This is a genomic window from Curtobacterium sp. PhB146 (genome assembly GCF_004342995.1).
Lineage (GTDB): Bacteria > Actinomycetota > Actinomycetes > Actinomycetales > Microbacteriaceae > Curtobacterium.
This window is the reverse complement of sequence record NZ_SMBN01000001.1, coordinates 125,649-138,157: the sequence shown is the minus strand read 5'-3', so window position 1 is coordinate 138,157 and position 12,509 is coordinate 125,649. Positions and strand designations below refer to the sequence as shown.

Annotated in this window: 6 protein-coding genes; 3 read left to right on the top strand and 3 right to left on the bottom strand. The window is 72.2% G+C overall.

What is annotated here, in order from left to right:
- Nucleotides 1–247 precede the first annotated feature (247 nt).
- From EDF33_RS00660 to EDF33_RS00650, 3 genes are read left to right on the top strand one after another with little or no spacing between them, the layout of a single operon-like run.
- Nucleotides 248–3,004, top strand: coding sequence for a hypothetical protein (locus EDF33_RS00660; protein ID WP_132099069.1), 2,757 nt, complete (start codon nt 248–250; stop codon nt 3,002–3,004).
- Nucleotides 3,001–4,419 carry a hypothetical protein gene (locus EDF33_RS20015; protein WP_165918685.1) on the top strand — a complete coding sequence of 473 codons (1,419 nt, stop codon included), beginning with the start codon at nt 3,001–3,003 and terminating at the stop codon, nt 4,417–4,419. The genes EDF33_RS00660 and EDF33_RS20015 overlap by 4 nt, the downstream gene beginning before the upstream one ends.
- 36 nt (nt 4,420–4,455) lie before the next feature.
- Entirely contained in the window at nt 4,456–8,673 is a 4,218-nt protein-coding gene (locus EDF33_RS00650; protein ID WP_132099068.1) for an FtsK/SpoIIIE domain-containing protein, read from the top strand.
- Nucleotides 8,674–8,761: 88 nt separating this feature from the next.
- Here the strand turns inward: EDF33_RS00650 and EDF33_RS00645 are convergent, their stop codons facing one another.
- The 3 genes from EDF33_RS00645 to EDF33_RS00635 are packed head-to-tail and all read right to left on the bottom strand — an operon-like array spanning nt 8,762 to nt 12,332.
- On the bottom strand, nt 8,762–10,765 hold the full coding sequence (locus tag EDF33_RS00645) for a serine/threonine-protein kinase (RefSeq protein ID WP_132099067.1): 2,004 nt from the start codon (nt 10,763–10,765) through the stop codon (nt 8,762–8,764).
- 56 nt (nt 10,766–10,821) lie between these two features.
- The gene (gene mshD, locus EDF33_RS00640) at nt 10,822–11,649 is read right to left on the bottom strand and encodes a mycothiol synthase (protein WP_132099066.1); all 828 of its coding nucleotides are present in this window, start codon (nt 11,647–11,649) and stop codon (nt 10,822–10,824) included.
- Nucleotides 11,649–12,332, bottom strand: a complete 684-nt coding sequence (locus tag EDF33_RS00635) for a response regulator transcription factor (RefSeq protein WP_123293289.1) — start codon at nt 12,330–12,332, stop codon at nt 11,649–11,651. Before EDF33_RS00635 ends, mshD begins: the two co-directional genes overlap by 1 nt.
- Nucleotides 12,333–12,509: the final 177 nt, after the last annotated feature.

Sequence of the window (12,509 nt, the reverse complement as noted above, 5' to 3'; positions counted from 1 at the left end):
TGCCCCCGGTCGTGCGTGCGGACGTCGTCGTTCGATGGGCCCGAAGCCCTGGTCCCCCTGGATCATGCGTGCAGAGTATCAGCGTGGTTGTGGACGGCGAACGCGCAACTCGCCGGATGCGATACGTTGTATGCCAGTTGGGGCGTGTGGCCCGAACGGGGGCGGCCAGGTCGGCCGATCGACGCGGACCCGACGCCATCGAGCAACTAACATCGATGTGCTCGACGATTCTCTTGGGGGGAAGACCGTGATCAACCAGCGTGCCGGGAACACCGGAGCACGAAGCACCACTCGCCGGCTCGTGGGGGCGGTCGCCGTCACCGGCATCGCCGCGCTGGTGCTCGCCGGGTGCACGTCCGACGACAAGCCGGTGGCTGACCCGTCACGGATCCTTCAGACGGTCGACACGCGTCTGGCCGCGGACGGCTCGATCACGTCGATCTCCGACACCGCGATCTCCGTCGCGGGCAAGGACTCCTCGTCAGCGACGACCGACCACGACCCCGCGAAGGCGGCTGGAGACCTCCCGCTCCGCATCACGACGCAGTACTCGACGTCGAAGAAGACCGGTACCGACCTTGCCGACCTCGACGGGTACTCGGGCCGGATCGCGATCGACCTGACGATCGAGAACCTCACGGTCACGTCGAAGAACCTGACCTACGACGTCGCCGGCACCTCACGCTCGACGCCGGCGCTCGTGGGTGCGCCCTTCAGCCTCGCCGCTTCGACCGTCCTCACCGGCACCGCGGCCGACCGGATCGTCACCGATGCCGCTGACGCAGGGTCGTCCACCGACGGCGTCGTCAGCACGAACGAGGACGGGGACGCGGTCGTCCAGTGGGGCCGCCTGCTGGCACCGCCGACATCCGGCGCGAGCAGCACGCTGCACCTCGTCGCCGACGTCAAGGACTTCACGGCGCCGACGTTCGACGTCGCCGCGCAGCCCGGACTGTCCACGGACTTGTCCTCGACCGGCGTGGTGAACGCGGCGTTCGGGTCCGATAGTGACTCCGAACTCGCGCTCCAGCGCCGCACCATCGACCTCATCTCGCAGGTGAACGAGGTGCTCGCACGAGCGGGCGGCACGATCACCGAGGTCCGGTCCAACCTCGAGACCACGTCGAAGACCCTCGGAGTCAGGACGGCCGAGCGGCTCAAGGAGAGCAGCTCGTCCCTGGCGGGCACCATGCGGTCCCTGTCCGGCGAGCTCGGCTCCCTGAACGGCGACCTCGGCACGACCGTCAAGGCGACACAGTCCACGGTGCTGCAGCAGCTCCAGCAGACCACCACGAGTCTCGACAGCCTGCTCGGCGACACCTCGGCGACGGCACCGGCCACGGTGCTCGACGGCAACGGGTGCGCGGCGACGCCGAAGACCTCGACCGCGGGCGGCAGCGTCTACGGCAACCTGCTCCGCGTCTCGTCCCAGCTCAAGGGCTACGCCGACGCGAGCGAGGCGTGCAAGCAGCAGGTCAGTGCGCAGCTGTCCGCTGCCGTCGGCCCGAAGGCCCCGGACGCGACGACCTGCGCCGCGACGGACGCGCGAGACTCACTGACCTGCACGCTCTACGAGTCGTCCACCGCGATCAACGGTTCGCTGATCGGACTGGTGAGCACCGGGCAGGCGCTCGCCGCGCGGTTGCAGCCGGAGACGGTCGACGACGCCATCGCGAGCGCCGCCGACCTGGACGAGCAGCTCACGACCATCTCGACCACACTCGACGAATACGAGAACGGCGGGGACGGTGGCACCGGGGACGCCCTCCGCGCACTGTCGACGAGTGCGGACCAGATCGGCACGCGGTTCGACGCACTGGCGACGGCCGTGCAGACAACGCACGACCGTGCCGAGGCGGCACGTGACCTGGTCGACGGCGCAGGGTTCCCGCTGTCGATGCAGCGTCAGAACTCGGCGGTCGCGGACCAACTCTGCACCCTCGCGACGCTCGGACAGCTCGACCAGGCCGACGCTGATCGCCTCCGCGGCTACCTGACGGCCGAGCCCTGCGCCGGTGCGCCTGAGGGGACCGTGCTCCAGCCCGGTCTCGGGTTCACCGACCCGATGGACGAACGACTGGACGACCAGACGGCGCGCTGGCAGGACGTCGTCGACTCGACCAGCGCCGACGCGACGACCGAGGGCACCATCGGCAGCGCGATCGCCGGCCTGCGGACCGATCTGGACGCGCTCGACGACAGCATCCGCGCTGTCCGTGACGCCGTCCGTGGTGGGAGCGACGACGTGGGTTCCACGATCGAACGCCTTCGCGCAGCAGTCGCGGACGCCGACCGTTCGCAGGCGGTCATCGCGACGCAGCTCGGGACGGTCCGCCAGACGCAGATCGACCTCGCGGCCGAGGTCGAGAAGACCTTCAAGGACGCTTCCGACCAGTCGTCGGAGACCTTCAAGAAGGCCATCGACGCGCAGGTCCGGAAGGTCTCGACCACGGCGTCCGAGAGCAACCAGGCCGTCCGCGACGCCTTCGACAAGTCGATCTCGGGCCTGCGGTCCACCGCTGACGAGGTCACGAAGGACTCGAAGGGCACGATCGACGAGCAGAAGAGCACGCTCGAGCAAGAGGGTTCGGAGCTCTCCTCCGCGGTCGACCGGCAGACGGCGTCCAGCCTCGAGCGCATCGCGGCCAGCACGAGCGCCTCGACGCGTGACGTCCAGGGTGCTTCGACGCTCCTGACCGGCGACCTCAACCGGGTGATGCTCGACCTCGGCGACCGCAAGGTGAACGGCTCCGGCATCCTCGGCGCCATGGCCACGAGCGCGGCGAAGTCCGACTCCGCCGATTACCAGCTCGCCCTGGCGTCGCAGAACGCAGCGGGCTACGCGAACGTCCGGGCCGAGGACGTCGCCGGCATCCTGCTCCAGCAGGAGCAGTTCCGTGCATCGCTCGATGCGGCGACGACGCTGCCGGCGTTCCAGCTGAAGGTCCCCGCCAGCGCGACGTCGACCACGCTGTACACCTTCCGGATCGGGGCTGACCGATGAGTGACCAGACGACCGAAGCCACGGCGACCGAGGGCGCTGACGGAACGCGTCCGAGCAGCCGCCGTCCGCTGCTCTTCGTCGGCATTGCGGTGCTCCTCGTGGCCGCGGTCGTCGCCGCCGTCCTGACGTTCCGGGCGTTCGGCAGCAGCACCCCGGCCGAAGCGGTGTCGGCGACCGTGCCGGTGAAGGTCAAGGTGGCACACGTCCCGGCGAAGACGAAGATCGGCATCATCGTCACGCTCGGAGACGGCGAGGGGTCCGAGTGGAACGAAGCGGCGCAGGGCGCGCTGGTGGCGGAGCGTCGGCTCGCACTCGGTGGCACCGACGTCGCGCTCGTCACGAAGAACGACGGCGGGACCGCTGCCGGGGGCACGGCCGCGGTCGAGGCCCTCGCGAAGAGCGGGGTCGCGGGCATTGTCGTCGCCTCGTCGGGCAGCCACGTGTCCGGCGCCCTCACTGCTGCTGCGGCGAAGGGCATCCCGGTCGTCCTGCCCTACGCTCCGGCGGAGAAGGACTCCTGGTCGACGGCGCCGGCCGCTGACTCGATCAGCACGGCGATGACGACGGCACTCGGTGACGCCGACGCTCCACTGCTGGTCGACCTGGGCGGCGGTGCTCCGGCGGGCCTGCGGGTGGCGCACGTCCTGGACGGTGACGACACCGCGGACACCGCAGCGCTCGCCACGACCGTCGCCGAGCGCACCGGCGCAACGAGCAACGAGCAAGACGCGGACGCAGATGCCGATGCCGATGCCGACGCGAAGACCCCGACGCCGGACTCCGACGCCGTCGTCGTCAGCGGCTCCGCAGAACGCCAGGGTGCCTTCGTCGCCGCGCTCCAGGCCGAGAACGTCACGGTGCCGGTCGTCCTCACGCCGGATGCGACGAGCCCGGCGTTCGGCGCCGCACTCGTCGAGGCCGGCGGCAGCCTGAGCGGTTCCTTCCGGGCCGTGGGTGTCGCCACCGACGACGCCCGCGCGCTCGCCTCCGACGCCGGGGGCCGCGCGATGTCCGCCTTCCTCGGCGGTGTCCGGGTGCTCGCCGGCGACCAGGACGCCGAGAACCTGACCGGTGACCAGCCGTTCTCGGCGGTAGCGGGCGCAGCGGACTCGCGTAGCCACGACGCCGTCATCGCCCTGGTCCGCGCCGTCGGCACGGCGCGGAGCGTCGAGCCGACGGACGTCACCGACGCCCTCGCCGTGCTCGACCTCGACGCCGATGCGGGCATCGCCGGTCCGGCGCTCGACTTCACGCGGCAGCAGGCACTCGGCGCACAGGCGACGGTGCTCGCGGCGTCGGCACAGCAGCTCGGTCTCCGCCCGGCCAGCACCGCGTCCGGCGACGGCACCGGGAGCGGAACCGACGCTGCCCGGACCGCGTCGCTCGTCTGGTTCGACGACTCCAGCACGGACTGACCCACCCACGCACCGACCCGGAAGAGGAACGCGAGCATGCGCCTGTTGATCGAGCTCGACGACCGACGTGAAGCGGTCGAGGTCGACGGGTGGTCCGGCGCATCCTCGCTCGGGGAACTCGTGTCCGCGGCCGTCGGCCTCACATTCGAACCCGGCACCACGCTGGCGGTCGACGGGCACCGCACCAGCGTCGACACCCCGCTCCGTGACCTCGTGCTGCTCGAGGGCTCCCGTATCGGCCGCACCCCCGAGGACCGTCCGCTCGGCACCGACGGCTGGACCGTCACGCTCGCCGGCGGGCTCGAAGCCGGGCTCGTGGTGCCGGTCCCGCGCGGGCGGAAGCTCGTGGTCGGACGGGCGCCGCAGGCCGACGTCGTGCTCCCCACCGAGAGCGCGTCGTGGGAGCACTGCACCGTCGAGCGCGAGGACGACGGCGTCCGGGTGCGTGATGCGGGATCGACGAACGGCACCGTCATCGCCGGGGAGCGCATCGACGCCGAGGGCGTCCTGCTCAGCGGGACGACGAGCGTCATCGTGGGCGGGGCCGTGCTGCTCGTCCGGCCGGCGCTCGACGAGGTGCCCGTGCCGGCGGCCGGCTCGATGGCGAACCTGACCCCGGCGGCGACGGCGCCGTTCAACCGTCCACCGCGCGCCGGACGGACCTCCGACGCCGAGACGGTCGTGCCGCCCGGTCGCAAGGACGTGCCACCGGCGTCGAAGTTCAGCTGGATCACCGTCGCCGCGCCCCTGGTGCTCGCCGGGGCGATGGTGCTCCTGCTCGGCGACGCACGGTTCGCGCTCTTCGCCCTGCTCTCCCCGGTCACCGCGATCGGCATGTGGTTCGAGCAGAAGCACCGCCGCGCGAAGAACCTGAAGGAGGAGGACACCCGCTTCGACGAGGCCGTGGAGTCCTTCCGCGGTGAGATCTCCGAAGCCGCGGCCGTCGAGGCCGCCCGCCGCCAGGAGCTCGTGCCCGATCCGGCGACCGTGGTGCGGCGAGCCGAGCTGCCGACCACCCTGCTGTGGCAGCGCCGCTCGGATGACGAGGACTTCCTGAGTCTGCACGCCGGCACCGGAGATGCTCCCTGGCGGCCCGAGGTCGACCAGCGTGCAGCGTCCGCGAAGCTCGAGGACGAGGCGAAGGCCGCGATCGCCGACAGTCGTCTGACGGCCGCGCCGGTGGTTGCCGACCTGTCCGACGCCGGCGTCGTCGGGATCGTCGGCGACCGTCAGGGCGCCCTCGCCCTGGCGCGCAGCCTGCTCACGCAGGCCACCGTGCACTGCGGTCCCGCGGACCTGACGGTGGGCGTCTTCTGCGACGCGGGCCGCGCGGAGGACTGGGGGTGGGCCTCCTGGCTGCCGCACGCGCGTGTGGCGGGGAGCAGCACCGGCGCCCGCTGGATGTCGGCGCAGCGCGACCAGAGCGCGGCGATGCTCCGTGGCCTGCGGGAGTCGCTCGACGAGCTGCCGACGCCGAACCTGCTCGTCGTGGTCGACTCCGAGGTGCTCACCGAGGGACGGGATGCCCCTGCCCGCAACCTGCTCGGCCAGGGCCGCTCGGTGCCCGGGCAATCCCTGCGCCCGGGGGAGCGACCACGCCGGGTGAGCGGGATCGTCATCGCGACGAACGAGCAGCAGCTGCCCGCCGCGTGCACGTCGATCATCACCGTGGGTGCGGACGCTGCAGCCATCGTGTACCGACCGGAGGACCGGACCCGTGTCGAGGACGTCGTGCTCGCCGGCCTCAGCGTCGAGACCGCTGAGCGCAGCGCGCGCAGCGTGGCGCACTTCGACGATCCTGAACTGCTGGTGCCGGGGGCGTCCTTGCCCTCGCTCGTCCGCCTGCCCCAGCTGTTGTCGAGCGAGGGGATCCGCGCGGCGTGGGACGCCCGCACGGGCTTCTCGACCCCGATCGGCTCGTCCGAGAGCGGTGTGCTCGAGATCGACCTGGTGCGCGACGGTCCGCACGGCCTGGTCGGCGGCACGACGGGTTCCGGCAAGAGCGAGTTCCTCCGGTCCCTCGTGGCCGGGCTCGCCGCCCGGAACGACCCCACCCGACTCAACTTCCTGCTCGTCGACTTCAAGGGTGGTGCGGCCTTCGCGGCGTGTGAGCGCCTCCCGCACACCATCGGCACGATCAGCAACCTCGACGAACAGCTCGCCGACCGTGCGATCCGGGCACTCGAAGCCGAACTCGAACGACGTCAGCGGGTGTTCGCGGCAGCCGGAGCCGACATCGACAACCTCGATGCCTACCTGGCGACGAAGCCGGTCGAGCCGATGCCGCGGCTGCTGCTGGTCGTCGACGAGTTCGCGATGCTCGCGAAGGACTTCCCGGACGTCCTGACGTCGCTCGTCAGCATCGCGGCCGTCGGCCGAACGCTCGGCGTCCACATGATCCTCGCCACCCAGCGGCCGGCCGGTGTGGTGAGCGAGGACATCCTCGCGAACACGAACATGCGGGTCGCCCTGCGGGTGCAGAGCCGCGAGGACTCGACGAACGTCATCGGTGTCCCCGCCGCAGCCGGGATCGGTCGACAGCAGACCGGCCGCGCCTACGTGAAGCTCGGGCAGGACGACATCACCCCGGTGCAGACCGCTCTGGTCACGGGCCGAGCCCGTGACGAGCGTGCCGAGCAGCCGGTCTCGGTCCGTCCGACGGATGTGTTCGGTGTCCCCGCGCCGATGCCGGCACCGGCTCCGACCGCGTCGGACGTCACCGACCTCGACCAGCTGATCGAGGCGATCGGGCAGGCGAACGAGGCTGCCGGGTACCTCCCGCCGCGTCCGATCTGGCCCGAGGCGCTCGGCGACCGCGTCGAGCTCGCCGCCCTGACCGACGGGCGACCCACGACGGTGCCCGTCGCGCTCGCCGACGACCCGGACCACCAGCGCCAGGTCACCACCGGATGGGACCTCGACGAGGGCAACCTCATGCTCATGGGCATCCCCGGCAGCGGGACGAGCACCGCCCTCGCCACGATCGCCTTGCAGCTCGCCGCCGCGTCGAGCCCCGACGAGCTCGACCTCCTCGTGCTCGACATGGGTCCGGGGGACCTCGCTCCGCTCGCAGAGCTACCGCACACGACGGCCTACGTCGGCTCCGGTGCGGGTGCGGGGGAGCTGCAGACGCGGTTCCTGCGGCACCTCCGCGTCGAGCTCGAGCGTCGCCGTGCGGCACCCGGTGCGCGCCGTGCCGTGGTGCTCATCGACGGCCTCGCCGCCCTGCGCGACGAGTACCAGGACTTCGAGGGGCAGCAGCTGCTCGACGCGCTCTACCGGGTGTACGCCGAGGGTCCGGCGCTCGGCATCTCGTTCGCGGTCTCCACGACGCGCGCGAAGGCGGTGCCGTCGGCGATGGACGAGGTCACCACGCAGAAGTGGATGTTCCGCCTCGCGGATCCCTACGACTACGCGTCCATCGGGGTCCGCCCCAAGGACGTCCCGCCGCCGGTGCCCGGCCGCTTCATCGACTCGACCAGGCGGCTACAGTCGCACGTCGCGACGCCGGACGTCCCGCTCGCGCAGGCGGTCGCACGGATCGCGGAGATCCGGTCGGACGGTACGAAGAAGGCCAGTGCGGTCGGCCGGCTGCCCGACGCTGTGCTCGTGGACGAGCTCGGTGCCGGAGCGGTGTTCGCGGGTGAGCCCTGGCGGATCCCGATCGGCATCGCCGAGGACGACCTGCAGCCGGCGTCCGTCGAGGTCTACGACGGCGAACACGTGCTCGTCGCCGGCCCGGCGCGGTCCGGCAAGTCGAGCGTGCTCCTCGCCGTCGCCGAGCTCGCACGGACAGCCGAGGGTGTCCGTCCAGCGGTCTGGGCGATCTGCGACCGCCGGTCGCCGCTCGCCTCGGGTTCGTTCGACCGCATCGCCGTCGGCCCGGACGAGGTCCCGGCCCTGTTGGCCGGGCTGCGGCTCGAGCGTGGACCGGTGCTGCTGTTGATCGACGACGCGGAGCGGTTCGAGGACGGCGACCAGGCCATCGCGACGCTGCTCACGACCGAGCGCCCCGGACTGTGCGTCGTGGCGGCCGGCCGGTCAGCTGACCTCCGGTCGCTGTACAGCCACTGGACCCGAGCGGTCCGGAAGTCCCGGTGTGGCGTCCTGCTGCAGCCGGACGTCGACTACGACGGCGAGCTCCTCGGCGTCACGCTGCCGCGTCGCGCACCGGTCGCGTTGACCGTCGGCCGCGGCTACGCCGCTTCAGGCGGGACCGTCCGTCTCGTGCAGACCGCGTCTGCTGGCAGCTGACCGAGACGCCGAGACCGTCGGCCGGGAGGCCCGTGGCCGCGTCCGCCACGGACGGGAGGGTCGACCCGTGGTCACGACCAGAGCGCGCTCAGTCGCGCGTCGTGATCCCGAAGGGCGAGCTCTCGAGGTTCGTGAAGTTCCCCACCGTGGCCCGCACCGTGCACGACGGCGCGACCGACAGAGCCGTGACGACCAGCCCGTCGGAGGACACGGCCAGAGCCCCCGAGCAGCCGTCGGCGAACCGCACGCCGGACTCCCCGCCGGCCACGTCGACGAGCATCTGCGACGGGCGCCCCGTGGCGGGACTGCGGTAGAGCGGGTTGAGCTCGTCGGCACCGTTCGGCCACACCGGTACGAGCGTCACCGGCAGGGCCGTCTGGCTCACCGTGCGGTCGGGCGTGCGGACCTCGACGCCCTGCAGTCGCTGGACCGGGTAGGCGGTCCCGCGCACGGAGTCGTCGGTCACGGCAGCAGTGGTCGCCTCGCCGACGCCGTCGAGCCACGTCTGCAGCGCCGCGCCGTCCGTGACGGAGGCGAGCGGCACGGAGGCCTCGACCGTGACGTCCCCGCCGGAGGGGACCTCGACCCCGGACAGGCTCCAGGCGCACGCGGTGTCGACACCCGTCAGCGAGGGCTGGTTGCGCTTCGCGGCGATGCCCTCGCCGGTCCAGGTGACGGCGGGGCATGCGGCACCCGAGCGGGCTCCGGGGACGACCTCGAGGAACGGACCGGTCAGGGCTGATGCCTGCGCCGCGTACGTGACGCGCAGGTCGACGGTTCCCTTCGCCGGGTCGATGGTCGCGCGGCGGGTGGTCGCGAGGCCGGTGGGCAGTGGGCGGTCCTGCTGGTAGGCGTTGGCGGCCTGTGCGGTCGCGGTGCCGGCGCCGGGCGTCTTCCGCACGGCACCGGGCAGCCAGACGACCCCGCCGACGACGAGCGCGGCCACGAGCACCACGCCGACACCGCCGAACAGGAGCGCACGGTTCGTCAGCCACTCGGGACGGGCGAACCGACGCGTCGGTGCGGGCTCGGCAGCGGGGGCGGCCGGCAGCGGCTGTCGTGCCATCGGCCGGATGACGGTCTGCGACCCGGCGGGGCCGAGTTCCGGGGCCGGCCCGGCCAGGGCTTCGTCCTCTGGTGTCCCGGTGTCATCCCGATCAGCGTCGCGCTCGGGACGGACCCCGCGGACCACGGTGGCGGGCCGCTCGACCTCGTCGAACGCGTCCGGGTCGCTCGTCGCGGCCAGCGCAGGGGCCGAGGCGAGGGACCGGGCGAGCCGCCGCAGGGTCGCCGCGGCGTCCGCTGCTGCCGGACGGCTGTTCGGGTCCTTCGTCAGCAGGGCGGACACCGCGGACCACAGCGCATCGGGCACGTCGAGCGGCGGTGGGTTCGAGGTGACGTGCCGGTACGCCACGGCGAAGTCCGTGCCGGGCCCGGCGAAGGGCGTGCGGCCGGACAGCAGCTCGTAGAGCATGACCCCGGCGCCGTAGACGTCCGCAGCGGGACCGGCGCGGCCGTGGCTGATCGACTCGGGGGCCATGTACTGCGGTGTGCCGAGGAGCCCGGTGGTCGTGCGCTCGCGTTCGGCGACGACCGACGCGATGCCGAAGTCGGTGACCCGGACGTCGCCGGTCGCACCGGGTGTCCAGGCGGTCTGGAGCAGCACGTTGTCGGGCTTGACGTCGCGGTGGGTCACGTCGCGTTCGTGTGCCGCGGCGAGGGCGTCGAGCGCCTCGGCGGTGATGGTCAGAGCGTCCCGCGGGGTCAGCGGACCGTTCGATGCGAGCAGATCGCGCGCGGACCCACCGGGCACCAGGTCCATGACGATCGCGAGCCGGTCGCCCTCGACGACCAGGTCCCGCACCCGCACGATCGAGGGGTGCTGCAGCGCGAGGAGCACCGAGCGCTCGCGGACGAAGCGTTCGACGATCTGCGGGTCGGCGGCGAGCTCGGCGCGGAGCAGCTTCGCAGCAAAGTGCTCGCCGGTCGCGGTGTGCTCGGTGCGCCAGACCTCGCCGGTGGCACCGGTCCCGAGCAGCTCGACCAACCGGTACGACGCACCGAGTGGCTCACCCTGACCGTACTGCGCCACTGCGTCCCCGACTTCCCGATTCCCCCGCTGGCCGACCCCTCGCCGACCACGCAATGTTACCGGCCGGTCGGCGCCTCCGCCTGCTCCGGCGCGGCGTACTGCACGTCGATCGCGTGCTGCTCGAACCCGGATCGCCGGTACAGCGCCAGCGCGGGTTCGTTGTCCCCCTCGACGTACAGTGCAGCGGCGGTCAGCCCACGCCCGGTCAACCGAGCAGTCCCCGCACGCATGAGCACCCCGCCGAGCCGCTGCCCCTGCAGGTCGGGTCGGACGGCGACGGCGTAGAACTCGCCGATGCCGTCCTCGACCTTGAGCCAGCACGAGCCGGCGAGCTGCCCCGAGGCGTCGCGGAGCAGCAACAGGTCCTCGCCCGAGAACCAGGCGTCCGATTCGCGGGCGTGCAGGTCGTCGAGCGTCATCCGGCCCTGCTCGGGGTGGTGCGCGAAGGCCGCGGCGTTGAGGGCGAGCCAGTCGGCCTCGTCCTCGGACCCGGGGCTGAAGGCGGACAGGCTGTACCCAGCCGGCACGTCGACGGACGGGGCGTCGGTACCGTCGATCGGCGCCCGGAGCTGCAGCAGGGTGCGGACCGCGCGCCAGCCGAACCGATCGGCCAGGGCCCGCGCTGCGGGGTGGTCCCCGTGCGCCCACGCGAGCACGGGAGCGGCCCCGCCGCCCAGCGCGAGCGCCTGCGTGACGAGGGCGGTGCCGGTGCCGCGACCACGGGCCTCCCGGTCGACCACGAGTTCCAGCTCGCCGTCACGGACCACGGCGACCCCGTCGTCGACGGCGAGGACGGTCGCGCGCCCGGCGCGGACGTCGACCAGGGTCTGGTCCGAGAACGGCGGTGCTTCACCGGGCACGACGAACCGTGCGAGGTCCGGCACTACTGGCCCATCAGGCGCTCGGCCTCGTCGTCGTAGACGTTGAAGCGGTACCCGACGTTGCGGACGGTGCCGATGAGCGACTCGAGGTCGCCGAGCTTGGCGCGGAGACGTCGGACGTGCACGTCGACCGTTCGGGTGCCACCGAAGTAGTCGTAGCCCCAGACCTCGCTGAGCAGCTGCTCGCGCGTGAAGACGCGGGACGGGTGCGTGGCGAAGAAGCGCAGGAGCTCGAACTCCTTGAACGTCAGGTCGAGCGGCCGGCCGCGGACCTTCGCCGAGTAGCTGGCTTCGTCGATGACGACACCCGACGCCTGGATCTTCGAGCTGGACTGCCCCTTGGCCGCACGGCCTGCGGACAGCCGGATGCGGGCGTCGATCTCGGCCGGGCCCGCGCTCTCGAGCACCACGTCGTCGACGTTCCACTCGCTGTTGACAGCGGTCAGGCCACCCTCGGTCACGACGAGCACGATGGGCGTCGTCGAGCCGGACGAGGCGAGGATCTTGCACAGGGCCTTCGCGCTGACCAGGTCGGTGCGGGCGTCCACGAACATCAGGTCGCTCTGCGGCGCGTTGACCAGCTGTGCGGCCTCGGCCGGCACGTGACGGATCCTGTGGCTCAGGAGACCGAGGCTCGGCAGGACGTCGCCGGGCGCGGTCGAGGTGAGTACCAGGAGCTGTGCCACAGGACCTCCGCAGGTGGATGACGTCGTGGACACATCCTAGTGATGCTCGGGAAGTCCTCATCCGGCCGGACGGTTTGCGCGTGAAGCCGCAAGCGCCGGGCGCGGGGCTGCGCCCGCGCGCCGGGCGCGGAGCCGCTGTGCCTGCGCGCCGGGCGTGACCCCTGTCATGATGGAACG

Excerpts from the sequence above, each read along its gene's own strand:
- EDF33_RS20015 (WP_165918685.1), top strand. The coding sequence starts at position 3,001 with ATGAGTGACCAGACGACCGAAGCCACGGCGACCGAGGGCGCTGACGGA.
- EDF33_RS00650 (WP_132099068.1), top strand. The coding sequence starts at position 4,456 with ATGCGCCTGTTGATCGAGCTCGACGACCGACGTGAAGCGGTCGAGGTC.